This window comes from Sphingorhabdus sp. M41 (assembly GCF_001586275.1).
In the GTDB taxonomy this organism is placed as follows: Bacteria; Pseudomonadota; Alphaproteobacteria; order Sphingomonadales; family Sphingomonadaceae; genus Parasphingorhabdus.
The window spans coordinates 132,398-157,121 of sequence record NZ_CP014545.1; the positions used below are offsets into that span (position 1 = coordinate 132,398).

Annotated in this window: 22 protein-coding genes; 12 read left to right on the forward strand and 10 right to left on the reverse strand. The window is 58.2% G+C overall.

Going from position 1 to position 24,724, the window contains the following annotated elements; translation table 11 throughout:
* Positions 1–11 precede the first annotated feature (11 nt).
* Positions 12–1,154 carry an FAS1-like dehydratase domain-containing protein gene (locus AZE99_RS00680; RefSeq protein ID WP_067197031.1) on the reverse strand — a complete coding sequence of 381 codons (1,143 nt, stop codon included), beginning with the start codon at positions 1,152–1,154 and terminating at the stop codon, positions 12–14.
* 18 nt (positions 1,155–1,172) lie between these two features.
* The gene (locus AZE99_RS00685) at positions 1,173–2,729 is read right to left on the reverse strand and encodes an acyl-CoA synthetase (protein WP_067197034.1); all 1,557 of its coding nucleotides are present in this window, start codon (positions 2,727–2,729) and stop codon (positions 1,173–1,175) included.
* A gap of 61 nt (positions 2,730–2,790) precedes the next feature.
* On the opposite strand from AZE99_RS00685, the gene AZE99_RS00690 reads away from it, so the two are divergent.
* Genes AZE99_RS00690 through AZE99_RS00700 form a run of 3 tightly spaced genes read left to right on the forward strand, consistent with a single transcriptional unit; the run spans position 2,791 to position 4,947 of the window.
* Positions 2,791–3,564 (forward strand): IclR family transcriptional regulator, encoded by a 774-nt coding sequence (locus tag AZE99_RS00690; RefSeq protein WP_067197037.1) that lies wholly within the window; start codon positions 2,791–2,793, stop codon positions 3,562–3,564.
* Positions 3,565–3,605: 41 nt separating this feature from the next.
* On the forward strand, positions 3,606–4,097 hold the full coding sequence (locus AZE99_RS00695) for a nuclear transport factor 2 family protein (RefSeq protein WP_067197039.1): 492 nt from the start codon (positions 3,606–3,608) through the stop codon (positions 4,095–4,097).
* A 40-nt stretch (positions 4,098–4,137) separates the two neighbouring features.
* Positions 4,138–4,947: an SDR family NAD(P)-dependent oxidoreductase gene (locus tag AZE99_RS00700; protein WP_082788176.1), complete on the forward strand. Its 810-nt coding sequence runs from the start codon at positions 4,138–4,140 to the stop codon at positions 4,945–4,947.
* A 35-nt stretch (positions 4,948–4,982) separates the two neighbouring features.
* On the opposite strand, the gene AZE99_RS00705 is transcribed toward AZE99_RS00700, so the two are convergent.
* Genes AZE99_RS00705 through AZE99_RS00725 form a run of 5 tightly spaced genes read right to left on the reverse strand, consistent with a single transcriptional unit; the run spans position 4,983 to position 13,129 of the window.
* A complete protein-coding gene (locus tag AZE99_RS00705; RefSeq protein WP_067197041.1) occupies positions 4,983–6,581 on the reverse strand; it encodes an SMP-30/gluconolactonase/LRE family protein in 1,599 nt (532 codons plus the stop codon).
* A 47-nt stretch (positions 6,582–6,628) separates the two neighbouring features.
* Positions 6,629–8,038 carry an aldehyde dehydrogenase family protein gene (locus AZE99_RS00710; protein WP_067197044.1) on the reverse strand — a complete coding sequence of 470 codons (1,410 nt, stop codon included), beginning with the start codon at positions 8,036–8,038 and terminating at the stop codon, positions 6,629–6,631.
* A 33-nt stretch (positions 8,039–8,071) separates the two neighbouring features.
* Positions 8,072–9,859: a thiamine pyrophosphate-binding protein gene (locus AZE99_RS00715; RefSeq protein ID WP_067197047.1), complete on the reverse strand. Its 1,788-nt coding sequence runs from the start codon at positions 9,857–9,859 to the stop codon at positions 8,072–8,074.
* Complete coding sequence (locus AZE99_RS00720; protein WP_082788177.1) at positions 9,856–11,265, reverse strand: aromatic ring-hydroxylating oxygenase subunit alpha; 1,410 nt, start codon at positions 11,263–11,265, stop codon at positions 9,856–9,858. The genes AZE99_RS00715 and AZE99_RS00720 overlap by 4 nt, the downstream gene beginning before the upstream one ends.
* Before the next feature lie 19 nt (positions 11,266–11,284).
* Positions 11,285–13,129: a flavin-containing monooxygenase gene (locus AZE99_RS00725; RefSeq protein ID WP_067197049.1), complete on the reverse strand. Its 1,845-nt coding sequence runs from the start codon at positions 13,127–13,129 to the stop codon at positions 11,285–11,287.
* A gap of 180 nt (positions 13,130–13,309) precedes the next feature.
* On the opposite strand from AZE99_RS00725, the gene AZE99_RS00730 reads away from it, so the two are divergent.
* A complete protein-coding gene (locus AZE99_RS00730; protein WP_067197052.1) occupies positions 13,310–14,164 on the forward strand; it encodes an SDR family NAD(P)-dependent oxidoreductase in 855 nt (284 codons plus the stop codon).
* On the opposite strand, the gene AZE99_RS00735 is transcribed toward AZE99_RS00730, so the two are convergent.
* Entirely contained in the window at positions 14,161–14,691 is a 531-nt protein-coding gene (locus AZE99_RS00735; RefSeq protein ID WP_067197053.1) for a nuclear transport factor 2 family protein, read from the reverse strand. The genes AZE99_RS00730 and AZE99_RS00735 overlap by 4 nt on opposite strands.
* 243 nt (positions 14,692–14,934) lie before the next feature.
* On the opposite strand from AZE99_RS00735, the gene AZE99_RS00740 reads away from it, so the two are divergent.
* Positions 14,935–16,080, forward strand: coding sequence for a sulfotransferase family protein (locus AZE99_RS00740; RefSeq protein ID WP_231862655.1), 1,146 nt, complete (start codon positions 14,935–14,937; stop codon positions 16,078–16,080).
* A gap of 238 nt (positions 16,081–16,318) precedes the next feature.
* Here AZE99_RS00740 and AZE99_RS00745 read toward each other — a convergent pair whose 3' ends face one another.
* Positions 16,319–17,497 carry an FAS1-like dehydratase domain-containing protein gene (locus AZE99_RS00745; protein WP_067203133.1) on the reverse strand — a complete coding sequence of 393 codons (1,179 nt, stop codon included), beginning with the start codon at positions 17,495–17,497 and terminating at the stop codon, positions 16,319–16,321.
* A 245-nt stretch (positions 17,498–17,742) separates the two neighbouring features.
* Here AZE99_RS00745 and AZE99_RS00750 point away from each other — a divergent pair, with 245 nt between their 5' ends.
* From AZE99_RS00750 to AZE99_RS00775, 6 genes are all read left to right on the forward strand, one after another.
* Positions 17,743–18,459 (forward strand): TetR/AcrR family transcriptional regulator, encoded by a 717-nt coding sequence (locus AZE99_RS00750; RefSeq protein ID WP_067197059.1) that lies wholly within the window; start codon positions 17,743–17,745, stop codon positions 18,457–18,459.
* On the forward strand, positions 18,459–19,442 hold the full coding sequence (gene acuI, locus AZE99_RS00755; RefSeq protein ID WP_067197062.1) for an acrylyl-CoA reductase (NADPH): 984 nt from the start codon (positions 18,459–18,461) through the stop codon (positions 19,440–19,442). Before AZE99_RS00750 ends, acuI begins: the two co-directional genes overlap by 1 nt.
* Before the next feature lie 16 nt (positions 19,443–19,458).
* A complete protein-coding gene (locus tag AZE99_RS00760; protein WP_067197065.1) occupies positions 19,459–21,138 on the forward strand; it encodes a class I adenylate-forming enzyme family protein in 1,680 nt (559 codons plus the stop codon).
* Positions 21,135–21,542 (forward strand): nuclear transport factor 2 family protein, encoded by a 408-nt coding sequence (locus AZE99_RS00765; RefSeq protein ID WP_067197068.1) that lies wholly within the window; start codon positions 21,135–21,137, stop codon positions 21,540–21,542. The genes AZE99_RS00760 and AZE99_RS00765 overlap by 4 nt, the downstream gene beginning before the upstream one ends.
* A 74-nt stretch (positions 21,543–21,616) precedes the next feature.
* Positions 21,617–22,378, forward strand: a complete 762-nt coding sequence (locus AZE99_RS00770; RefSeq protein ID WP_067197071.1) for an SDR family NAD(P)-dependent oxidoreductase — start codon at positions 21,617–21,619, stop codon at positions 22,376–22,378.
* A 5-nt stretch (positions 22,379–22,383) separates the two neighbouring features.
* Positions 22,384–23,334 (forward strand): metallophosphoesterase family protein, encoded by a 951-nt coding sequence (locus AZE99_RS00775; RefSeq protein WP_197460220.1) that lies wholly within the window; start codon positions 22,384–22,386, stop codon positions 23,332–23,334.
* A 28-nt stretch (positions 23,335–23,362) separates the two neighbouring features.
* Here AZE99_RS00775 and AZE99_RS00780 read toward each other — a convergent pair whose 3' ends face one another.
* On the reverse strand, positions 23,363–23,881 hold the full coding sequence (locus tag AZE99_RS00780) for a cupin domain-containing protein (RefSeq protein ID WP_067197077.1): 519 nt from the start codon (positions 23,879–23,881) through the stop codon (positions 23,363–23,365).
* Between the two features lie 43 nt (positions 23,882–23,924).
* On the opposite strand from AZE99_RS00780, the gene AZE99_RS00785 reads away from it, so the two are divergent.
* Complete coding sequence (locus AZE99_RS00785) at positions 23,925–24,710, forward strand: hypothetical protein (protein WP_067197080.1); 786 nt, start codon at positions 23,925–23,927, stop codon at positions 24,708–24,710.
* Positions 24,711–24,724: the final 14 nt, after the last annotated feature.

Consider the following 24,724-nt stretch of genomic DNA (forward strand, 5'->3'; position numbering starts at 1 on the left):
GGCCGCCGCTGTCAGCCCTTGCTGGGCAGCTCTACAATCGCCGTTCCCAGAGCGCTCAATTCGCCACGATGGGTTTCCGCCCGCTGCTGGATCTCGACATATTTCTTGCCACCATCCTCATATTTGCGGATTACATTGCCGTCGATGAAGATAACATCACCATCGGGATTGTGACGGCGGATCTGGCACTTGTGCTTGTTCAGAAAGCCGTCGTCGCCCATCCAGTTGGTGACATGGTGAGTCAGCCAGCTGTTGCGCTCCGGTCCATAGTCATAGGCACCCGGGGTTCCGACTTCGCGCGCGAAATCATCGTCCCAGTGCACCCGCTCCGGCACATCACGGACGCCGAATTTATTGGGAATGCCCAGTCCGGGGTGAGCATCAAGCAGCTGGAAATGCAGCTTGTTGGTACGGATATAGAGCCCGCCCCAGCCTTGCGCATAGCCGATGAAACCGGTGACCGTCATCGGGCCTTTCATCATGCGTGGCAATTCGTCGCCTTCGCTGACATCTTCCCAATAGCGCGGCGTAGCGCCCCGGACTTCCTCGTTGCGGTACAGGTCGAACCATTCCTGCATCTGCTCGTCGGTAAGCTGTTCTACCTTGCCCTTGACGTCGGTATATTTGGTACCGCGTTCGCGCGCTTCGTCGCGGTCGGTCCGAAACACATAGCTGTCGCACTCGGCAACCATTTCACCATGCTGGTTGTAGAAATCTACATGATAGATTTGCTGATAGGCGCGACCGGCAAAGCGGGTCTGATGTTCGATCAGGTCTTTCAGATGGGCTTCGGTGGTGATCGTGTCATCGCGGAACACCGGCTTGTGCCAGGTCCAGTCGGCGCCTGCCCACATGGCGTGTACGCCAGGCAATCCGCCGCAATAGCCCGAAACGATACGGTCGGTCGAAAAGAGAAAGCTGGGGAGAGCGACAATCTTACCATATTTGGTTTTTGCCGCATATTCCGGATCGCACCACAGTGGATTGTCGTCGCCGATACCATGGGCATAGTGACGGATGCCGTCACGCGTGGCTTCATGGTTCCACGGTTCGACCGTATTCTCGATTTTCACGCCGATGCGCTTGCGCAGATCGGCAAGCCCTTCTTCGGTAATCTTCGGAAAACGTTGTTCCGCTTCTGGTTGGGTAGCCATTATTCTTCTCCTATTTGATCAATTGGCGGCTAAGGCTTCACGGTCCCGCAAGACTTTGCGGTTGACCTTGCCCGCCGGGGTTTTGGGAATTTCATCGACAAATTCGATGATGCGTGGGAATTCATGTTGCGCCAGACGTTCACGGGTGAAGGTCTGCAATTCCTTGACAAAGTCATCCGAACCTTCGCGCGGAGAGATGACAAAGGCCTTGACGATCAGGCCGCGCTTTTCGTCGGGCGCGCCAATCACGGCGCATTCGTTGACGTCTGGATGCTTGAGCATGCTGTTCTCGATCTCGACGGCGCTCATCGTCCAGCCGGCAGAGATGATCACGTCATCAGCGCGGCCGCAATGATAGAAATAGCCGTCCTCGTCGATTTTGGCGCGATCCTTGGTCGAAAGCCAGCCATCGCGCTTCTTGAGCATCAGTTCGCCGATCTCGCCCGGATCGGTCGGTGTACCATCGCTCCGGCGCACCTCCAGATGCAATCCGGGAACCGGTTTGCCAAGCGAGCCCGGTTTGACAGCAAAATCATCCGCTCCGGGATAGTTGACCAGCACAACACCGATTTCGGTCGTGCCATACATGGAACAGGCGGGAACGTGGAAGGTCTCGTCAATCCACTCGAGAGTCGCGTCGTCGATCGGTTCGCCGGTGTAGGACAGTTTACGGATAGCGAAGCTATAGTCCTTTGACAGTCCCGTGTTCATCATCATCCGGTAATGGGTGGCGGCGGCGGACATATTGCTGATGCCGAAATCCTGCATCGCTTTCATCAAGCGCGCCGCTTCAAACTTGCCTCGCCCCATGGTGCCGGTGGTTACACCAAGCGCCAGCGGAGCGAGGGTGCCGTGCCACAGTCCGTGCCCCCAGGCTGGACTGGACGGGCAGAAAAATTCATCCCCCGGACGTATGCCGGAACCATAAAGGGCCGCAAACATGAGCGTCACCACTGCCTTGTGCGTATGTTTGACCGCCTCGGGCAGTTCGCGCGTGGTGCCGCTGGTATATTGAAAGCAGGCAAGGTCATCTGCGGAGGTCTGCGGTTCATAGGACGTATCAAATTGCTCAATATCCGCGAGCAGACCTTCGTCGCCGATGATGACGCGAAGGCCGTCGATGTCGCTGGCCATCGGGAATTTTTCATCATTGGTGATGAGCAGGCTGGGATTACAGTCGCCGATCCGCAGGCGCAGCGCATCCGGCCCGAACAGAGTGAACAGGGGAACCGATATCGCGCCCTGCAGCATCGCGCCAAACATGCAGATGTAAAAGGGCAGGGAAGGCTCCAGCATGAAGGCGATCCGGTCGCCCTTTTCTATGCCATTGGCGTCCAGCCAGTGTGCGAACCGGGCGGCGCCGGCAGCAATTACATCAAAGCTGAGAAATTCATCTGCACCGTCGCCATGAGCAATACGCACGGCGGCTCGCCCCGAGCCGTCTGCATGACGAACGATGCATTCGTTGGCGATGTTGAACCGGTCCCGCGTACCGTCAAAAAGCTCCCACAGTGCTGCGGAGGACGCAAGGCGCTGGGCATCTTCGAATCGAATATGGTCGGTTAGTTTCGTCATGAAAGGCAAATGGCATGATTTTTCTTGCATTGCAAATATAGAATGTTATTCAATATATTGAATGAAAAATGATCTCGCTAATAATGTAAAAGCCAGCAAGGCACCCGCAATTGCACGCGCAACGGCAATTTTGCGCTTGCTGGGGAAAAGCAAGGAACCTTTGAGCCTGCAGGCGATCGCAAGCGGACTCGGACTGGTGCCGAGCACCTGTCTCTATGTCTTGCGAGCGCTGGTTGCCGAAGAACTGGTGGCCTTTGATCCTTCGACCAAGCGCTACAGTCTCGACGCCGGCATATTGACGCTGGCACGGCAGTTTCTGCACCGCGACCAGTTCCATCAATTGGCACAGGAACCGCTTGATGCGCTGGCCGCCGAATATGATGTGACCACTCTGGGCGTGCAAATCGTCGGACTGGATCATATCGTCGCGCTCGCCGTGTCGGAGGGTGAAGGCAATTTCCGGCTCAGCACCAGAGTGGGCAGCCGCTTCCCGGCGCTGATCAGCGCGACGGGGCGCTGCATAGCGGCCTTTGGCAATCATTCCCCTGCTCAGCTGGAGCGGCGCTTTGCCAAGCTGCGCTGGGACAATCCCCCGACATTTGATGTCTGGATGGAGCAGGTCGAACAGACTCGCGAGACCGGATTCGCAGTAGACGAAGGCCATTATATGGCGGGTGTCGTTGTTATCGCCGCACCGGTATTTTCCGCCGCACCGGTGCCAAGCCACGCTTTGGTCGCTATCGGGATTGAAAGCGCCATTCGTGGCGATGGACTGGTTCGGCTGGGCCAAGCCTTGAAGCGTGAGGCGGCGAATATCTCCGCGATGATGGGGTGAACGCAGACAGGCCACCCGGGACGGATGTGGAGGAGGTTTACATGGATGATTTTACAGTGGCAGCGGTCGGCGTGGGTCAGCTGCATGCCCGTTTTGTCGACGCGGTTTTCCGTCAGGATATCGATGAATTTGCCCAATGTTTTGCCGGCAATGGCGTCTGGAAGATTGCCGGGATGGAACTGTCGGGTCGCGAGGCAATCCATGAAGCCGCGGGTCGTCTGCTCGGCTTTTGTGAGAGAATCCAGCTGATTGCGCAGACGCCGATACTCGATGTCGATGGATCAACGGCGCAGGGACGCCAACAGATAATCGAATTTGCCAAAATGCCGGACGGCACATCGGCGATGACATTTGGTGTCTATCATGACCGCTATGTGCTGGAGGACGGACGCTGGCGCTTTGCCAAACGCCACTGGTCCTTCAAATATCGCGGCCCAGCCGACCTGTCGGCTGCCTTTGTCGACACACCGGACTATGGTGCATTTCCTGATGGCCCGTCAGACGACGAAACGACCTATGTCCGGACCAGCTAGGGCTTTTTCGCTATCCGATTAATTCTCGCGGGAACAGAATATGAAACTATCGAATAGACTTGTTCTGATTACCGGAGCAGGCAGCGGTATTGGCCGGGAGATGGCCCTGCAACTGGTGCGCAACGGTAGCCGGGTCATTGGGGCTGATATCCGGGCGGAGGCATTGACAGAAACACGCGCGTTACTGGATGCCGGTATCGCGGAAAATTTCATTCCGCATGCGTTCGATGTGACCGACCGTGACGCGGTGAAGGCACTGCCTGAACTGTTGATTGCCAAATATGGCGAACTGGATTGCCTAATAAATTGCGCAGGCATGATCCAACCCTTCGTGCGGTTCGCGGAGCTCGATGAAGCGGCGATGGAACGGGTGTTCAACGTCAACTGGTTTGGCACATTGTACATGACACGCGCATTCCTGCCGCATCTGCTAGCGCGAGATGAGGCGCAGCTTGTCAATTTCGGCAGCATGAGCTCGATTGCACCATTGCCCGGGCAGGCCATTTATGGCGCATCCAAAGCTGCGGTGAAGTTGCTGACGGAATCGCTCTATGCCGAGAATATGAATAATAACCTGCACGTCACCTTGATTCTGCCCGGCGCGGTTTCAACCGATATCAGCAAAAATTCCGGCTTGCAGCCGATGGGTAGTTCAACCGGTGACAAGCGGCCGACGGATGTGGCTTCGGCTGAAGACGCGGCCCGGACGATAATCGAGGGAATTGAATCCAATGCCTATCGGGTGCTGGTCGACAAGATGATGCTGGATATCGACGCGCTCTACCGTCAGGATCCGCAAACGGCGACGGAAACGATTGCCAGCAAGTTCAGCGGTCTTCTGGACGGATAGCCGGCGGACTTCGGCATCAAAGCCCGCCAATCCGTCTAGACTGCTGGCGTCACAGCCAGCACGCTGCCTTCGGCATCGCCGGAAACATATATTGTGCCATCCGCTCCGCAAGCAAGGCCGGTAAACGCATCCATCGGACCGGATAAAGTGCCGACCGCACCGACCCGGTTCGGGATCATGCCTTTCGGAGCCTTCAGCGGCAGATCTCTGGCCAATATCGTGCGGAGCCCCTTTTCCAGATCGAATGCGATCAGTTCCTTGGTACCGCAATCGGCGATGTAGAGAATATTCCGGTGGATTGCGATGCCTTGCGGCTCGCCAAGCCCGTCGACGACAGTCTCGCTGCCACCTTCGGTCACCCGGATGATTCGTCCGGCTGATGATTCCGCAATCAGGCAGGCTCCGGAGTCATCATGCGCAACGCCCATCGGACGGCTCAAGCCGGTTGCCAGTTCCCGGGTGTCGCCATTTTCGACAGCCAGCAACCGGCCGCCATCGATCTCTGCGACATGGATCACCCCATCCGGTCGGCAGGCGATACCGCAGGGATTGTTCAACCCCTCGCACAGGAAATCGCTTTCGCCATCCGCTGTTCGCCAGCGCGCGACATGACCGTTGGAAGTGCTCACGATCCAGTTGCCGTCTGGCCCCTGACACACGCCCCGTACCCAGCCGGGAAATCCGGGCGTAAACAGAAATCCGAGCAATTCGAGCTGGCCTTGCGGGGCGAGCAGATAGGTAAAGCCGCCATCGGCAACAAACAGCGAGCCATCGGTGCCCATCGCCAGGCCCGTGGGCCATTGCAGCCCGCGTTCAACCAAAGGCCTTGTCTTGCCGCCGCCGAGTATCTCGGTGACCTCTCCGGGAATGGAAGAGACGAACAGGCGATCGCCGACGAACGTGCAATTGTCGAGGCCGGGGCCAAGTTGCGCGAGCAGCTCGCGTGACCCGCTTTGCGGATCGATGCGCAGAACTTGCCCGCTCGCCGCCTGGGTTGAGATGATATAGCCCTTGCTGTCGAACTTGACCGAATCCGGTACTCCCAGATCGCCGGCAACCACTTCCGGTTCGCCGCCGTCCAGCGAAACCCGCCAGATTTCATTGGCGCCCATGATCGGCATATAGAGCAGACCGTCGGGACCGATCGAAAAGGCATTGGGCATCGGCACGCCTTCCAGAATCATCCGCGCTTCGCCGCTGCTGCGGTCAATCTCCATCACCCGGCCGTTCGGACGGCATTCGCCGGCGATCAGCCGGCCTTGCTGATAGGTGACCGGATTGGCCACAGGCATGTCGCCTTTGAGGATATGGTGACTGCCGTCGGGCGCCAGGACCGTCAGCCGGCCTTCGGTAATCTCGGTGATATAGATATTGCCATCTTCATCGAACGCCAGATCATCCGGTGCAATTACCGGTCCGTCCCGTCCGCTGATGGTATCGATCCGACCGCTGTCGGGATCGATCGCGCTGATCTGGCTCCCGGCAACCTGGGCGACGTAAATCCGGCCATCGGCCCCAGTGCGCAGCCCGTTGGCACCCATCAGTCTGCTCGGCTGTGTTAGCCGCCTGACTGTCCATCCTGCATCGGCCGAAGTGGGTGAAGGGCCATCATACCGGCCGGAATTGGCTGTCATAGGACTGTTTCCTTGTTGGTTCTGCCCGAAGCCGCTTCCGGTGTCGTTCAGCCGATGATTGCCTTGGTTTCGAGATATTCGGCAAAACCATGTTCACCCCATTCGCGGCCGTTACCGCTGCGCTTGTAACCGCCAAAGGGCGCGTTGAAATCGAAGCCGCCATTCACGTAAATGGCGCCGGCCCGGATCTTGCGTGCGACTTCTCGGCATTTGTCCTGATCATTGCCATCGACATAGCCGGCAAGACCGAAATCGGTGTCATTGGCGATGGCAACCGCGTCATCGAGATCATCATATCCGATCATCACCAGTACCGGACCGAAAATTTCCTCCCGCGCAACGACCTTGTCGTTGGTGGTCGCGAACACGGTTGGCCTTACAAAATAGCCCTTGTCGAGCCCTTCGGGAAGACCCGGGCCACCGGCAACCAGTTCGGCGCCTTCCTCAATCCCTTTGTTGATATAGGCCTGAACGGTGTCGAACTGGTCCTTTGACACCACCGGTCCCATCGCGGCATTTCCTGCGGGATTGCCGACCGTGACCGCTTCGGCCGCTCCGGCCGCCGCCGCCTTGGCTTCTGCCATGCGAGCCTGCGGAACGATCAGGCGCGAACCGGCGCTGCAGGTCTGTCCCGAATTCACCATCATGCCGCTGGTCGCCGCGGCAACCCGCTCGGCCAGACCATCATCGTCGAGCAGGATATAAGGACTTTTGCCGCCCAGTTCGAGACAGACTCGCTTGACCGTATCCGCTGCATCCTTGCTGATCTGGACGCCGACGCTTTCCGATCCGGTAAAGCTGATCATGTCGACATCGGGATGGGTGGACAGGGCGGTGCCGATCACCGACCCCTTGCCCTGAACCATATTGAACACGCCTTTCGGTACGCCGGCGGCGTCCAGAATTTCGGCGAGAATTTGCGCGCTATAGGCCGCAAGCTGGGGCGGTTTCAGCACGACCGTACATCCCGCTGCCAGCGCCGGGAAGACCTTCACGGTCACCTGGTTGATCGGCCAGTTCCACGGCGTGATCAGACCGCAGACACCGATCGGCTCTTTCATGATCAGCGTATCGCCATGCTTTTCCTCGAAAGCGAATTTCTCCAGCACCGCAATCGCCGTGTCGAGATGTCCGGTGCCGAGAAAGGTGTGAAAGCTGGACGCCAGAGAAGCGGGCGCACCCATTTCCTCGGTAATCGCCTCGGCCAGTTCCGGCAGCCGCTTTTCATATTCGGACTTGATGGCTTTCAGCAGGGCAAGCCGCTCGTCGCGTGACGTCTGCGAATAGCTGGCAAAGGCGGCGCGTGCCGCCTTGACCGCCTTGTCGACATCGGCTTCGGAACCGAGCGCGATTTTACCCGAAACTTCCTCGGTCGCCGGATTGACGAGATCGACCGTGCCGGAGCCAATGGGATCCACCCACTGGCCATCGATGTAGAATTTCAGATATTCGCGCATATTCTTTCCCTCGCTTCGATGATGCCGGCGGCCTTATTGCGTGCCTTCAGCATACCATGTGCGGAACTTGTCATATTTCGGCATTTCTTCCGAATTGGCCTTCGGATCGATCGGTACGTGGATCACCGCAGGCCCGCCGCGGGCGTAGGCGCGGGCAATGGCAGGGCCAATTTCCTCGGCCGTTTCGACATATTCGCCGTGCGCGCCCAGTCCTTCGGCGATCTTGTCGAAGCGAACCTTGTCGCTCCAGTGGGTACCGGTTTCCGCCGTGCCCTGGCCGAAGGTGCGCTTGTAAACGCCGACTTCGAGACCCCATTGGAAATCGACCGCGACCACACAGACCAGCGGCAGGTTACGGCGCACCGCAACTTCCAGCTCGGCAATATGGAACAGGAAGGACGAATCGGAAGTCACCAGCATTCCCGGACGCGTCTTGCCGGTTTCCGCTATGTCGGCCAGCATCGCGCCGGTCGCATATGGCAGGCCGGTGCCGATATGGCCGTAATTCTGGTTCCAGATCACGTCATTCGGCTTGCACTGATTGTAGGTCCAGCCGAACACCACGGAGGCGCCGCCGTCGCGGATCATGATGCCGTCCGCCGGAAAGGCCTTGGTGGCCTCGACGATGAAGCGCGCAGTGTGCACCTGCGTATTGCCGGTGCCATCGCTCTTGGTCAGGGCTTCCTGACCCAGTTCGTCGAGCTCGGCCTGACCATCTCTCATGAATTTCTCGAGACCGGCCGCCGGTGGCAGCCCGTCACCGAGCGCGCGGCTCAGTTGCGGCACCACGGCGCGCAGATCGCCGACCAGCGGAACGTCGATCGGCCGATTGACGCCGATTGCGGTCGGGTCCTGCTGGACATAGATCCATTTGCGTTCGGCCTCGCCCTCGTGCCAGTGTCGCCAGCGCCCGAAATGCACCGGCTCGCCGAGCTCGGTGCCCAGCGCGACCACGACATCACAGGCTTCGACCGCCTCGATCGATGCGTCGGAAAATACATATTGGAAGGTACGGTCTTCGAGCCCCTTGATATAGCTCGTACCACCGGAAGTCTGGATCACCGGGCAATTCATCTTCAGCGCCAGTTCCCTGACCGCGTCGCCCGATTTGGTCGTATGCACCGCATGGCCAACCAGCAGGATCGGGTTTTTCGCAGCCTTGATCAGCTCGGCAGCCTCGGCGAGACGGTCGCCGTCGGCGCCCTGATTGGTCAACCGGTAGCGATGCGGCGGCAAGACTTCGGGAACATCGAGCTCTTCGAGAATGACATTGCTGGGATATTCGACATAGGTCGGACCCGGCGTGCCCGACATGGCGATGCGGATGGCTTCGCGGATCACTTCGTCGGTCTGGTCGGCATATTCGATGGCGCCGGAATATTTGACCGAATCCTCGATCATCGGTTCCTGCTGGACAAACTGGATCCGGCCGCGCCGAACGCGCCGTTCGGTCACCCGCGCGCGTTGGCCGCCGAGGAAGATCACCGGAGAATTCTCGACTTTGCAGCACTGGATGGCGGGCATCATGTTGGCGAGGCCGGGGCCCAGCGTACCGAAGCACAAGGCGGGTTTGCCGGTAATCCGGCTGGCCGCTTCGGCCATGAATCCGGCGGCCGCTTCATGGTGCGGCGACACCACGGTCCAGCCGCGCGATTCGGCTTCCAGACAGAGATGCACGAAATTGGGATCGGGAATGCCGAACAGCGTCTTGATGCCTTCCGCTTCGAACAGGTCGAGTATCCGTTTGTAGACGGGTGTGCCGCCCTCCTTGACCGTCAGTTCCGAAGTTGCGGTTACCGGTTTGGGATCGTCATAGCTCATGTTATTTTCCTTACTTCGCCACGCCCCATGAAATTCGCCAGATTGCGATGCAGGTTGATGACTTTTTGTTCTTGATGTGGATTGGGCAGCGGGCCGCGAAACCCGCTCGATTTCATGCCCTTCTGGACAAATTCCATATTGGCAAAATCCTGTGCCAGTACGGAGCCCCAGTTTTCTGCGATCGGGTCGGCATAGACCCATTCGGTTTCGGGCTCTTCCCCTTCGGGATAGCGTTCCAGCGCATAGCTTTCGAACACGCATTTATTGGGATCATCGCCATAAGGACGCACCCGATAGCAGAGCGCGAAAGTCACGCCGTGCAATATGTTCTGGTTTGGCCACAGGCCCCAGGCGAGGCCGGCCTCCGCCATGATTTCCGGCGGTATTTCCGGCCAGATCACGCCGCGCGCCGCATCGTCCTGCTTGGCCGAAGCCATCCAGTGGGCGATGACATCCGCTGGCGGTGTGCCCTTTGGCAGTTCGTCGACCAGCCGGCTCGCCGCCTTGACCAGAGTCTCGGTAGAGGCGGAAAAATTGACGGTCTCGTAATTTTCCTTGATCAGTTCATAGGTCGAAACGCGCGGGTCCAGCCCCTTGCCGGCGCGGGTCGTGCCCGAACTTTCGGCCATTTTCAGATCTTCGTCACGCGTGTCATAGCTGCTGACCGAATGCAGGCCATATTGTTTTGAAAGCGCATAATAATTGCCATAGGCGAGCAGCTGGGTATGGGTGCCGGCGACATGATAGGGCTCCAGAAAGGCCTCGATCGCTGTCTTCCAGTTGCAGTCGTAAATCGCCCATTGGCGCCACTTGTAGTGCATCTTGGAAAGCTCGAAATGATCGAGAATTTCTCCGGCGCGTCCCATCCACTCCTTCAGCGGGATACAGTCGGGATCCATGTTGATGTAGATATAGCCGCCCCAGCAATCGACCTTGACCTCGCTCAGGCAGGTCATTTCCGGCGTGAGCTTGTTGTCCCAGTCCTGCGGATCGAGAATGAAGATATTTTTGCCGTCGGTGTCATATGTCCAGCCGTGGAAGCCGCAAATGAAATTCTTGCGGTTGTTCCCGCGCACATCATGGACCTTGCCGGGCAGCATGTCGGGTACGCTCACCAGCTGGCGGCCACGATGCGGGCAGACATTGTGAAAGGCCTTCAGCGATCCGTTATCCTTGCGCAGGATGATGATCGATTCTTCGGCAACATCATAGGTCATCCAGTCACCGGGATCGGGCAGATCGCTTTCCCGCTCGACCATTTGCCAGATTTTCGGCCACAGTTTTGACTTTTCTTCTTCCAGATAGTCCCGCGACAGGAAAGCCTCGGTCGGATAGGTCACCAGTTCTTCACGGTCCATCACGTCCGGGCCGATGTTCGGCGGTTTGATATTGCTAGGTTTATCCATTGACCATGTCCTTTCCGCTCTATTCCGCCGCTTGATCTTTGCTTATATCCAGACCTTCCAGATCACCCTTCTCGCGCCATGATTTCAATGTCTGCATGAAGTCATTCCAGCCGGCACCCCATTGACGGAACAGGCCCCATTCATGGCTGCTTGCACCCTCGTTGCTGAAATAGCTCGGCGGGCAGGCATTCAGAAATTCGCTATTATCCATCTGGGTGGCTTTGAAATGGTCGGTATAAGCGTCCATCGCTTCCTTGGTCGGCTCGACAGCCGTCGCGCCGCGCTTCAGCCCTTCGGCGATGATATGTGCGATATGTTCGCCCTGACGACCGAACTGTTCGGTGACCGAGGCGTTGAGCCCGCCCTGAATATAGCCGATATAGAACTGGTTCGGGAAGCCATGGGTCATGGTTCCGTGCAGGGTCTGCGGTCCGTTGCGCCAGTGATCATAGAGCGAGAGCCCGTCCCGGCCTTCGATTCTGTCGATGCCCCAGCGGCGTTCCAGCGCGCTGGTCACTTCGAAGCCGCTGGCAAATATGATGCAATCCGCTTCATATTCCCTGCCATTGGCGATAAAGCCTTTTTCGGTCAGCTGCTGCAGCCCGCGGGTTTCCGATACGTCGATCAACTCGACATTGTCCTGATTGAAAGCCGGGTAAAAGACATCGCTGGAAAGCGGTCTCTTGCACATGAAATTGTAATAAGGCTTGAGCTTTTCGGCGAGTTCGGGACTTTCGATCAAGTCGTCAACCCGGCGGCGCATCCGTTCCATCACGCGATGGTCCATGACATCGCGCCGGGCCAGCATGTCCTCCATGCTCAGTTCCGGCCAGCCCTCCGCTTCCAGTTCTGCCTTCAGATTGCGGCTGATCTCGGTCCAGAAATCGCACACCAGATCGGTGTCGCCGGGCCCATAGGCCTCCATCGCGCCGCGGTGGAAATTGTCCTTCCGCTCAGCTTGCCAACCGGGTTGGAGCGAAGCGAGCCATTCCTGATCCGTCGGCGGATTGGGCCGCGCATCGACAGTCGATGGCGTGCGCTGCATCACATAGAGATGTTCGCAATATTGGGCGAGATACGGGACGGCCTGAACCGCAGTAGCACCGGTCCCGACAAGCGCGACCTTCTTGTCTTTCAGCTTGTCGAGCACAGGGTTGCTGTAGCTGCCGCCGGTATAGTCATAATCCCAGCGCGCTGTATGGAACAGCTTGCCCTTGAATTTATCAATTCCCTCGATTGACGGCAATTTCGGCATGTTGAGTACGCCGTTTGCCATGACCACAAATCGCGCCTTGATATCATCACCGCGGTTGGTGCCGACGTGCCAGCGCTGAATCGCTTCATCCCAGGTCAGGGACGTGATCTGGGTGTGGAACAGGGCCCGGTCGGCAAAGCCGTATTTCTCCGCAATCTGCCGCGTATAGCCCTGAATTTCTTCGCCATCGGCGAATTTCTTGGACGGCATGAAGCCGGTTTCTTCGAGCAGCGGGAGATAACAATAGGATTCATTGTCGCACTGGATGCCGGGATAGCGGTTCCAGTACCACACGCCGCCAAAGTCGCCGGCCGTATCGATGTTACAAAAATCAGAGACGCCCTGTTGGGTCAGATAATAGGATGCCAGCACACCACCCCAGCCTGCGCCCAGCACAACGACATCCATTTCGCTTGTGATCGGATCACGCGGCTTTATTTCGGCTTCGGGGTCGACAGAAAAATCGGCCACAGGCCCGCCTTGCGGACGGACATATTGCTTCTGCCCATCCCGGAACAGACGCTTTTCCCGTTCGAACTTGTATCGCTCCCTCAGGGCCGGGATATCAAGCTCTTCGGCAGGCGGGACATTACTTGGTTTGCAGGACATTCACTTCCCCGAGACTCTGGTTACAGCTTTGTCATAAGCGACAGGTCGGTTGTTTCCACCCGGAATGACACTGTTCCCCCGCCTTATCGCCCCAGCGGTGCGAAAGGCGCTGCAAAGCATGCTATTCCTTTCTGGCTACGGATCAAATGACACGGGAGGCAGGGTTGCGAGGGCATGGGTATGGATAATCTGGAGGGCAGAATTGCCGTTGTAACCGGGGCAAGTCGTGGGATGGGACGCGGAATCGCGCTCGCACTGGCCGAACAGGGTGCAACGGTTTACGTTACCGGTCGCACGGTTACCGATGGCAAGCATTCGCTGCCCGGTACGATCGCCGCAACGGCGCGGGAATGCGACGAACGCGGCGGCCGGGGCATCGCGGTGCAGGTCGACCATTCGAACGATGAAGAAATTGCCGGGCTGTTTGCGCGAATTGCCGAGGAGCAGGGACGTCTGGATATCCTGGTCAATAATGCCATTGCCATTCCCGACGAACTGACCCAGCCAGGAGGTTTCTGGGAAAAGCCCGTGTCCAACTGGTCGATGATCGATATCGGGCTTCGCGCAGCATATGTCGCATCCTGGCAAGCCGCGCAGATCATGGTCCCGCAACACTCCGGACTGATAGTCGCTATCTCCGGATATGTCGGGGTGACCTACACCTACAGCGCGTTGTTCGGGACGTGCAAAACCGCGCTCGACCGGATGGCAAGGGATATGGCGGTTGAACTCAAGCCGAGCGGTGTCGCCTCACTCTCCCTGTGGCAGGGTTTCACTTATACCGAACGCGCCACGGAAAATCTCAAATCTGTTCCCGGAATGGCATCCCAGTTGAACAGCGCAGTGGGTAGCTCGGTTGAGTTTCCCGGCCGCGTGATTGCCAGTCTCGCCGGCGACGAACGGATCATGGAAAAAAGCGGCGGCACATTCATCGCGCCTGAACTGGCGGCTGAATATGGCATTACCGATATTGACGGCCGGATCATCCCTTCGTTGCGTGAAGAGCGCGGCGCTCCGATATGGCAGCCGGTCTAAGGCTGGTTCCCTGCAAAAAACTCGTTGCTCCAGTCGTTCTTGGCACGCCCGGAAAAGCGGGAATCGCTGAACTGCTGACCCATCACGCCCTTCGACCAGTCGATCGAATCGCCCCAGTCCTGGTACCAGTCATACAGCATCTTGCGTGATCCGATCCGCCACTGCTTGTCGCGCTTTTCGAATATGTCGAGATAACGCCCGCCGATCACGGTGTCGCGTTCGCCTTCCCCCATGTCCAGTCGGTGATAGGAAACGACCTGAGTCTCTACCTTCGCTCCATCATTTTCCAGCTCGATATGGCTTTGCGCGACAACATGCTGGGTGTTGGTGATCGCGTCGGCTCCTGGCACTACCCAGGCGAGATATTCGTCAAAACTGCCTTTGAACACACCATAATCCACGACCGCATCTGGCCAGAAAGCCGACTGGATGAGATCGGCGTTGCGCCGGTCTTCTCCCCGCGCCAGCCGGGCGATACAGCGGCGAATATATTCATGATCGAGAAGGTCTTCGAGCGCAATGTCCATAGCTTCCTCTTCCTGTAGAATTTCCATCGGACACTAGGCTGCAAAAATACCGCTGCAATAGCTAGCGACTAACATCGCCACCGGGATGCGGCAAAAATGGAGCGGACCGTGAATGCCGCTTCGCGGGAGCGATAAGCACGGTTGACGGATAGCCTGCTCCGGCAAGCGTGATATGACGCGGGCTTCAAGATAGACGGGTGGCGGCTGGTGTCGTTCTGACCCGATGTAGCGTGGGAGATAAAAGTGGGAACGATTACAACGCAGGAATTGCTGGACCGGGCAAGCGCCCAGACAGGGCTGGATGACTTTGGCGATCTTCCGTTTCGCGATGCGCTGGATCGCCTGATGGATTCGGCCAGCGGCGAAGCGAAGTTGAGCGAAGCGGGGGCAGAACGCTTTGCAGGATCGATAATCGGTTATCTGGTCAATCGCCTGAAGATCGTGGATTATCTCAAAAAGCATCCCGACCTGCTCGAACAGCCGATTGAAAAGCCCATGTTTGTCTTTGGACTGCCCCGCACGGGCACCACGCTGACGATCAACATGCTGGCCTCCGACCCTGCTCGCCGCAACTATATGCGTTGGGAAGCACTGAGCTCGGTGCCGCCATCGAAATCGAGCGGATATAAGGATGACGAACGCTATCTCGCCGAGCAACAGCGGATCGATATGTCGCAAAAATATATGCCGCATCTTTCCGCCATTCATCATGAGGATGCCGACAGCCCTTCCGAAGACCAGTTCGCCATGGCCATGTCATTCTGCTCGCAGCTGTTCGATTCCATTCTGGATGTTCCGGGCTATCACAAATGGTTCCTGCATGAAGCGGACTATGAGCCGGCTTTCCGTTTCCAAAAAATGCAGCTGCAATTGATGCAGGCCGAAAATGGTGGCCGCTGGACGCTTAAAAATCCCTGGCATCCGCTATATCTGGACGCTCTGACAAACGTCTATCCCGATGCCCAGCTGGTCATGACCCATCGCGATCCGTTGCAGGTTGTGGGATCGGCCTGCTCTCTGGTGAATACGGTTCGGCCGATTTACAGCGATGCCGTCGATGGCCGCCGGATTGCGGACGCGCTGATGGAAACATTCGATCTCATGATCGAACGCCAGCAGGCTTACCGCGCCAAGCATGGAGAAGATGCGATCTTCGATATCGACTATGCCGAGCAGGTGCGCGATCCGGTCGGCATGATGGCAAAAGTATATGACCATTTCAACGAGCCGCTAACAGCAGAAGCGGAAGCAGCGATGCGCGCCTGTATCGCGGAAAACCCCAAGGGCAAGCACGGCAAGCACAAATATACGCTGGAAGAATTTGGCGTGAGTGAGGACGAGGTTCGCGAACGCTACAAGGATTATCGCGATCGTTTCGGCTTTGCCTGAACCGGCCTGTTCAATCAGGCTGCGACAACCGGCTCCTGCTGTTCGCGCTGCGCCTTGCTCGGGTTGAGCCGCAGAAAAACCAGCAGATAGTAGCGGTTCGGGGCGCCGAATATCTGTTCGGGAACCCCCGGCGCGATCAGGTCTTCAGGCAGAACATGTAAATGGCCGCCGATCGAACCATTTGCCGGTTCGATCAGCGGCCATTATCTTCTCCGCTGGTGTATCAGGCCGCTGGGCCTCACTCGGGTCGTTTGAACAGCTCGATCTCCGCCGTTGCCGTCGCCAGCACCGCGCCCAGCTGGTTGACCATCCGGCAATCGACCGCAACCATGTGGCGCCCATCCTCGTCGACATATTTGTCGAGGATATTGCCGGTCATGATCGTGATATCGCCGGTCAGCGCGGGGCTGCGATAATTGCACTTGCTGTGGCGGACCATGCCCCATTCGCTGGCCCAGCCAGCGAAATAGTCGGTGATCCACGCTCCCATCGATGCGCCATAGCCATAGCCGCGCGGCATGCCGATATAGCGCGCCCAGCGTGGGAACAGATGTCCGCGCGACGGGCCGATATAGGCGCCGTCGGTATTTTCCGGATTGATCGCTTCCTCGGTCGGATCCTGCTCCGGTCCGGCCATCGGACCGACAAAGCCGAGTTCCGCCATGTTGAGATCGGTGCGACGGTGCATGCTGCCCCATTGCGTGAAGGTGTAGCTGCGCCATTCGGTGGTGAAGCTGACGATCGAATGGATGCCGAACACGCGCTCGGGCAGGGCGGTGTCCTTCTTGACATCGTCCCAGTAACGCGGGCTGTGGCCAAGGTCGTGGAGCATCTTGATCCACTCGAACTTGCGCTCTTCCAGCTTTTCCAGCTCGTCATCGGTCCACACCGGTTCCTCATGGCCTTCGGTCGTGCCGGACTGGCTCGCTTCGCCCGCTTCCTGGCCGTAGCGGATCGAGGTCGAGCGTTGCTTGGCGACGAGATCGCCGTGCTGGTTATAATAAAAATTGTCGCCACGCTGGAAACAGGTCGGTCCGGCGAAGCTGGTTTCCTTGATCGTATAGTCAAAGGGAATGCGCTCGTTCCAGATCCGGTCGCCGCCTTTGACCGTGGGGCCATAGAACCACCATTCGTCGCCGCCGAACAGCATGTGGGAATTGGGTATCTTGCCGATGCAGGACGGTGCCGAGCCATGGCCGTCATCCATGGTGACCGGGAAGCTTTGCGGCGCAATCAGCTCGCCGTGGCGGCTCTGCATGGCATAGTTGGTGTCATAATGAAGCCGGTTCGGATAATGCATCGCCTGTACCCAGCGCCGGATATCGCAATTGGCAAAAGGATCGACCATCCGGGCAGGCTGCATGGATTTGCCCATATAATTGTCGAGATCAGAGCAATCGAGCTTGGGAGTTGACACCGTTTTTGTCTCCTTGTTTATGTTCAACCCGCACTGCAGGCCGTTTGGCATGCTGAATGCGCGACATTGGCGGAGAGGCCAAGCCGTCGAACGTTTCAGCCGCATCATATCGCTGCAGCGACGTATTGGGGCAAATGCCACGCAATATTGGATTAACTTTCGCGCGGGCGATAGATGAAAGCGCACAGTTGCAAGCATGATAGTGCGCGTCCATGCAGACTGTGTCGACAGGGGAACCGGAAAAAATGGCAAATAACAGCAAGCGCAGAGCCCGTGATCCTGAAGCGACGCGAGCAGATATCCTCGAAGCCGCCCTGACCCTGCTGTCCAAGGACGGGCCGGACGCCGTGAGCCTGTCGGCTGTCGCGGCGCTAGCCGGGGTCAACCGGGGTACTGCCTATCAGCATTTTGAAACGCGTGAAAAACTCGTCGCCGCGACGCTCGAGCTGGTGTCCGAGCGGATGTTTCTGACCGTTTTCGGTGATCCCGAATTGCTCGGCGAACGCGATGTCGAAAAGGTCGACATGGTCGAGACCACTGACCGTCTCGCCGTTTTCGCCATGGAAAATCCCGATCTCTGTCGCATCTGGCTGTTGCAACTTCTGTCCCTTCCCGATCCGTCCAAGGATCCATTCTGGCGGGAATATGCCGGTTCCATCGCCCGCTTCGCACAGACCGACATGGCAAAGCCGGGAATCGATGTTGACGTATTCTCGGTGATCACGCTGGCAGGGAATTTCCTCTGGCCGGTTTGGGCACGATCGCATTCGCATGATGAAAAGGAACGCACTGCGCTGGCGCATCGCTTCGCCCGGGAAATGCTGCGCTTGTCACTATATGGCACGCTCGTCGAAGACCGGAACCAGACCGTTGTCGAACGGCTGGCGGACGAGGATTTCGGGCAATCGCCAAAGCCATTGAAACTAGTGAATGAAAAATCAGAAAAAGGAACCAATTCGTAATGTTCAACGCAATCGTAATCGACAAGAATGATGATGGCCAATCGGTCGCCCTTACCCAGGTCGACGAAGCAAATCTGCCCGAAGGCGATGTGCTGGTCGACGTCGCCTATTCGACGCTGAATTTCAAGGACGGCCTGGCGATCACCGGCAGTTCACCAGTGGTACGCAGCTTCCCGATGATCCCCGGCATCGACCTTGCCGGTACGGTTCGGGAATCATCGCACGCCGACTATAAGGCAGGTGACAAGGTTGTGCTCAATGGCTGGGGCGTGGGCGAAGCGCATTGGGGCGGCCTGGCGCAGGTTGCACGGCTCAAGGGTGACTGGCTGGTCGGCCTCCCCAAGGCATTTGATGAAAAACAGGCGATGGCCATCGGCACGGCCGGATATACCGCAGCATTGTGCGTCGACGCGCTGGTCGACCATGGCGTGACACCCGATCAGGGTGAAGTGCTGGTTACCGGTGCGACCGGTGGAGTGGGTTCGGTTGCAATCGCGCTGCTGAAAGCGGCCGGTTTCACCGTTGCTGCGCTCACCGGCAAGCCGGATGAAGCGGACTATCTCAAGGGGCTTGGCGCTGACCGGATCATTGATCGCGCGGAAATGGGCGAGAAAGGCAAGCCGATGCAGCGAGAAACCTGGGCTGGTGTCGTTGACACAGCGGGCAGCTTCACGCTCGCCAATGCCTGCGCGCAGACAAAATATGGCGGCACGGTCGCTGCTTGCGGACTGGCACAGGGTTTTGATCTGCCGGCAACCGTGATGCCGTTCATCCTGCGCGGCGTTTCGCTGCTCGGGGTAGACAGCGTCATGGCGCCGAAGGCCAAGCGACTGAAGGCATGGGATCGCCTCGCCAAGGATCTTGATCCCGCCGCACTGGAATCCATCGGTCAGGAAATCACCCTGTCCGAGGCGGTCGATACGGCGAAAAAATTCATGTCGGGTGAAGTGCGCGGGCGCTACATCGTCGACGTGAACGCCTGACCCGCGGGGATATCTTATGCCGGTAAAGCCTCTTTCCATCGTCGCAGGTCCTCCTCTTGCAGAAGAGGAGGGTATCGGGGAACTAACGCTTTCCGGCTGGTTCCTGGAGGTCACCGAACAATTTGCCGACCGTGAGGCCCTGGTGTTCTATGACGAGGGAAAGCGCGTCAGCTGGACCTATGCGGACCTGCGCGACCGGGCATTCGAGGCGGCGCGCGCCTTGATTGCGGCCGGGGTCGGCAAGGGCACGCGCGTCGGCATATTGATGACCAACCGGCCGGAATTTTTGGCTGCGACGTTCGGGACGGCGCTGGCTGGCGGGGTTGCGACGACGATCTCGACTTTTTCAACGCAGGACGAGCTGGAGCATCTGGTGAATCTGTCCTGTTGCTCGGTGCTGCTGCTCGAACGGCAGATACTCAAGAGGGATTTTTCCGCCCTGATGGAAGCGATCGAGCCGGAAATCAGCAACTGCTCTCCCGGTCAGATCATATCCGAAACTTTTCCTTTCCTCACCCATGTCGCTGCCATCGGCGAAGCGAGCGGTGGGATCGAGACTTGGGATGATTTTCTCGCTCGCGGACAAAATATCAGTGACGACCGCGTTCTTGCCCGAGCCAAGCTAAACCGGCCGTCCGATCCTGGCGTCCTGTTCTTCTCCTCAGGCTCCACTGCCATGCCCAAAGGCGTGCTGTCCGCGCATCGCGGAGTCACCCTGCAACTGTGGCGCTTCCCGAAATATTATGGCGTCGAACGTACGCCGCGGGTCTGGTCGGCGAACGGGTTTTTCTGGTCGGGCAATTTCGCCATGGCCTTTGGTGGCGGGCTGACAAAGGGTGGCGCTTTGGTGTTGCAGTCGACCTTCCAGCCCGAGCAGGCACTGGCGCTGATGGAGACCGAAAAGGCGAACCAGGTCCATGCCTGGCCGCACCAGTGGGAGCAACTTGTCGCGGCGCCAAACTGGGCCAGCGTTGATCTGTCAGAAATGTATTATGTCGATCGGACTTCGCCGCTGGCAGCGCATCCGACCATCGATACCGATTGGCGAGAGCCTTATGCCACTTACGGCAACACCGAGACCTTCACCTTCAGTTCGACCTTCCCCTCCAACACGCCCGAGGATGTGATCGGGGGGTCCCATGGCAAGCCCTGTCCGGGTAATATATTCAAGATCGTGGCGCCGCTGACAGGCGAAACGGTGCCGATGGGCGAACGTGGCGAAATTTGCGTCAAGGGTCCGACGATGATGCTCGGCTATATCGGCATCCCGCTCGACGAGACGCTCGATGACGAAGGCTATTTGCGCACCGGCGACGGCGGCTGGTTTGACGATCAGGGCCGACTGCACTGGGAGGGGCGGCTCAACGACATTATCAAGACAGGCGGAGCCAATGTTTCCCCGCTCGAAATTGACGCCGTGCTCAAGAAAAATCCCGGCATCAAGGCAGTGCAGACAGTGGGCATTCCCCACGATACTCTTGGTGAGCTCGTTGTGTCCTGTATCGTGTTGCACGACGGTGCAAATCTGGATCAGAGCGCGGTTCAGGCCTTCGCCAAGGAGAAACTGGCCAGCTACAAGGTGCCGCGACGGGTGCTGTTCTTCGCCGAAGATGATCTGGAACTCACTGGCAGCTCCAAGATCAAGGCTGCCGATGTAAAGGCACTCGCATCCCAGCGTCTGTCAGGAGAAACATGATGAGCAGTGATGCTCTGGAGATCGCCAATCTCAAGGCCCGCTATTGCCTGGCAGCAGATACTTCGACCAGCGATCAGGCCGGTGCACGGGAGATGTTTGGCACTTTGTTCACCGAGGACTTTGTTGGCGATTATGGCTTTGGCATGCTGGAAGGACCAGAGGCCATTGCCGACTTCATGGTCACGGCAATTGGCGGCGGCAGCGAGTGGATGATCCACGCGCTCGGCTCGCCAATCATTGAAATTGATGGAGACAGCGCAACAGGGGACTGGACCATCCAGGTGGAATCGCGTCGGCGCGAAGGCGCGGGGCTGATGACCGTGGTTGGGCGTTACTCGGATATTTTCAGGCGCACGGACAAGGGTTGGCGGATAGCAAGCATCAAATTCACTCGCTTCGAATGACGATCGCATCAAGAAGCTATCGAGGGTGATATTCCGGAAGCTTTGATCAATTTCCAGAATTGGGAGAGAAATGCATGAACAAGAGATTTTCCGGTAAAACCGTCGTCGTAACGGGTGGAGCCGCCGGACTGGGCCGCGCCCATGCGCTCGCCTTCGCAGGTGAGGGCGCGCATCTGGTCCTCCTTGACATCAACGAAGCCGGTCTGGCGGAAACCAGAGGGCTGATCGAGGATCGGGGATCAACGGCATCAACCCACCGGGTTGACATGTCGGACGAACGGCAGATCATTGACTTTGGCAAGGCAATACTCGCCGATCATGACCGTATCGACGTGCTGATCAACAATGCCGGGCTGCACATGGGGGAAATTGCCCGCGGCTTCAGCGGCATGGGGCTGGCGAAATGGCAGCATTTCTTCACCGTAAACAGCTTCGCTCCGCTGCTGCTCGCCGAGGCGATCCAGCCGGCGCTGGCGAAGGCCAAAGGAATCATCATCAACAAATCCTCGATGGCCAGCTATAACCCGGCGACCGCCTATGGCATCACCAAGGCGACCCTCAATATTTTCACCCATGCGATGGCCACGCAATTTGCTGCCGACGACATCCGTTGTGTGGGGATCGCGCCCGGCCTGATGGCGACGGAAGCCGCGCAGCAGGGGGTGGATCCGGAAAATTGGGAAAAGCTGAAGGCGATGCAATATGTCAAGCGTCAGGGCACGGCTGAGGATATCGCCAATCTCGCGATATTTCTGGCATCGGATGAAGGCAGCTTCATCAACAATCAGGTGATCCTGTGCGATGGCGGCAACATGATGCGCGGCTGGCGGGGATGATCCTCATGCGCAATCCGATTGGCCGCTTCGCTGTTTCCCTGATGCTGGCCGGTCTGGTTGCATGCACCCCGGTTTCGGAAAATGTTCAATCTGCCAGCGGCGAGAATATCGAACAGCCGCCAATGCTTCGCATCGCCATCATCGGTGACAGGACAGGGGGACACCGACCGGAAGTGTTCGAGGATGCCCTGCACAAAATTCACGCTATGCAACCCGATCTGGTGCTGTCGGTCGGCGATCTGGTCGAAGGCTATATCGAGGATGAAGAAGAATTGGCCAGGCAATGGAATGAAGTGGAAGCGGAGCTGGAAAAATTCGGGCCCCGTTTTCATGCGGTGCCGGGAAATCACGACTATTCCAACGCGGTCATGGCCCGTATCTGGCGCGAACGGCGCGGGCCGGCTTATTGGAGCCTGGTGAAAGACGATGTTCTCATTCTCGGTCTTTCGACCGAAGACCCGCCAATTGCGCTGCCGCAAAGCGCGATGGAAGGGCATGTCCGGCTGCAGCAGGCAATGGCGCGCGATCCCGTCGGAACGCAGGAGCGCATTCTCGAGGCGACGCGGGGCAAGGAAAAAGTGGCTAAGCCTGGCGAGGTTTCGATCAGCCCCGAGCAGGTCAGCTATTTTCGCAAGGTCCTAGCCGACAATCCCGCGCCGCGCTGGACATTCATTCTCATGCACAAGCCCGCATGGGCCTATGACAGCGCCGAATTCCGGGAACTGGAAGCGTTGCTGGCCGATCGGCCCTATACTGTCATCGCTGGCCATGAACATTATTATGACTATGCCGCCCGGAACGGACGCGATTATCTGACACTCGGGACGACCGGGGGTGTCTGGCTCAAGGACGGCCCCGGCAAGGTTGATCATCTCTTGTGGGTCGCGGTCGGGCAGGGCGAGCCGACATTTTCCAATATCGAGATTGGCGGAATTTTCGACAAGACGGGGCGCTAGACCGGAGCAGGGCTTTGCCCTGACGCGATCAGTTCATGGATGAAGGCGGTTTTTCGCTATCCCATTCCGGGCGACGTTCACCGATCGTGCCGACCGCCTTGCTCCACCAGTTCGGATTATTGGCGAGCAGCTTGATATCGAAAGCATTGGAAGAGCGATATTCAAGCAGTTCCACGCCCTGTTCGCCGGGCGTGTAGACATAGGGCACATCGGCGCCGACGAAAAACCCGTCCCCGATCCCCAGATCCTCGGTGCCGATTCGCAGCGATCCGGCCAGGATATAGTAGAGGCAGTCGGTGTCATGGCTGTGGCGGGGCAAAGGAAAGCCGCTCTTGAACCAGACGTGGGTCAGGCTCATTCCAGGCATCTGGAACAGCACACGCAATGTGGCACCTTCCAGCATTCCTGCCTCATGCGCCGCAATCGATCCTTCGGTTTCAACCTCGGTAAGGGGCTGCTGGGTCATCATGTCGCATTCGGCACAGTCCGGGGCATCCTTCGCCCGGATGATGGAAAAGCGTATCGGTTGATTTTCGGTTTTGGCCATGACCGATCAATGATAGTCCGAAGGACAGCAAAAGGGAATATGCATGAGCCTCTACACCACGATCCACCTGCACAATGTTCCGGAAAATCGGGAGGGTGAATATGCCGACTGGTTTGACGGCAAGCACCGCGCGGATCTTTCGCGTTTGCGAGGTTTTTTGCAGGCGGACCGCTATGAACTGACTCCCGAACAGATCATGCCGGACATTCCCCAGCCATGGCGTTTCATGAGCGTCTACGAATTTGACTATCCGGCGCCGGAAATCGATTTGCCGGCGCTTGCGCCGCTGCTAGCCGAAGCGCGGGATGCCGGGATGATTGACGATAGCGACGAAAGCGAGCGCATCCACAGCTATGCCATGTATTCCGACTGGAAATTCAGCCCCAATCATCAGGCGGGCAAGCCCTTTTCCGGCGTGTCGATCATCCTCGCCAACTTTGTCGCCGGTCGCGAGCCGGAATATCACCAATGGTATGACGATGTGCATATGCCCGAAGTGTCCCGTGTCCCGGGAAAAGTCGGGATGAAACGCGGACGACTTGCCGATCTGCAGGTCGAGCCGCGCCGCTATTGTCCGGGCAGCGATCTCGTATTCTGTGCCCAGCAGACCGACGACCTGCTGTTCACCGTTCGCGACTTCAGCGCCCGCGCGCGCGGTGTCAGTCCGTCGGGTGTCGCCTTCCAGCCGCGCAGTTCAGCCGGCTCCGTGGCCCGCACCGTTCACTATTTCCGCAAGGTGAGCGGCGATCAGTTCTGGAGCGACGGAATCGCCTATGATGGCGATCTGGCGGTCTACCCCGAAGATTTTGCCCGTCCGGCTAATTCCTGAACAACCTTATCGCG

Bases quoted from the DNA above. Each gene is read 5' to 3' on its own strand.
- AZE99_RS00780 (WP_067197077.1), bottom strand. From the start codon at position 23,881: ATGGCCAAAACCGAAAATCAACCGATACGCTTTTCCATCATCCGGGCG.
- AZE99_RS00700 (WP_082788176.1), top strand. From the start codon at position 4,138: ATGAAACTATCGAATAGACTTGTTCTGATTACCGGAGCAGGCAGCGGT.
- AZE99_RS00785 (WP_067197080.1), top strand. From the start codon at position 23,925: ATGAGCCTCTACACCACGATCCACCTGCACAATGTTCCGGAAAATCGG.
- AZE99_RS00730 (WP_067197052.1), top strand. From the start codon at position 13,310: ATGGATAATCTGGAGGGCAGAATTGCCGTTGTAACCGGGGCAAGTCGT.
- AZE99_RS00735 (WP_067197053.1), bottom strand. From the start codon at position 14,691: ATGGACATTGCGCTCGAAGACCTTCTCGATCATGAATATATTCGCCGC.
- AZE99_RS00715 (WP_067197047.1), bottom strand. From the start codon at position 9,859: ATGAGCTATGACGATCCCAAACCGGTAACCGCAACTTCGGAACTGACG.
- AZE99_RS00765 (WP_067197068.1), top strand. From the start codon at position 21,135: ATGATGAGCAGTGATGCTCTGGAGATCGCCAATCTCAAGGCCCGCTAT.
- AZE99_RS00710 (WP_067197044.1), bottom strand. From the start codon at position 8,038: ATGCGCGAATATCTGAAATTCTACATCGATGGCCAGTGGGTGGATCCC.
- AZE99_RS00775 (WP_197460220.1), top strand. From the start codon at position 22,384: ATGCGCAATCCGATTGGCCGCTTCGCTGTTTCCCTGATGCTGGCCGGT.
- AZE99_RS00695 (WP_067197039.1), top strand. From the start codon at position 3,606: ATGGATGATTTTACAGTGGCAGCGGTCGGCGTGGGTCAGCTGCATGCC.
- AZE99_RS00720 (WP_082788177.1), bottom strand. From the start codon at position 11,265: ATGGATAAACCTAGCAATATCAAACCGCCGAACATCGGCCCGGACGTG.
- AZE99_RS00680 (WP_067197031.1), bottom strand. From the start codon at position 1,154: ATGGCTACCCAACCAGAAGCGGAACAACGTTTTCCGAAGATTACCGAA.
- AZE99_RS00690 (WP_067197037.1), top strand. From the start codon at position 2,791: ATGAAAAATGATCTCGCTAATAATGTAAAAGCCAGCAAGGCACCCGCA.
- AZE99_RS00705 (WP_067197041.1), bottom strand. From the start codon at position 6,581: ATGACAGCCAATTCCGGCCGGTATGATGGCCCTTCACCCACTTCGGCC.
- AZE99_RS00725 (WP_067197049.1), bottom strand. From the start codon at position 13,129: ATGTCCTGCAAACCAAGTAATGTCCCGCCTGCCGAAGAGCTTGATATC.
- AZE99_RS00770 (WP_067197071.1), top strand. From the start codon at position 21,617: ATGAACAAGAGATTTTCCGGTAAAACCGTCGTCGTAACGGGTGGAGCC.
- AZE99_RS00685 (WP_067197034.1), bottom strand. From the start codon at position 2,729: ATGACGAAACTAACCGACCATATTCGATTCGAAGATGCCCAGCGCCTT.
- AZE99_RS00750 (WP_067197059.1), top strand. From the start codon at position 17,743: ATGGCAAATAACAGCAAGCGCAGAGCCCGTGATCCTGAAGCGACGCGA.
- acuI (WP_067197062.1), top strand. From the start codon at position 18,459: ATGTTCAACGCAATCGTAATCGACAAGAATGATGATGGCCAATCGGTC.
- AZE99_RS00760 (WP_067197065.1), top strand. From the start codon at position 19,459: ATGCCGGTAAAGCCTCTTTCCATCGTCGCAGGTCCTCCTCTTGCAGAA.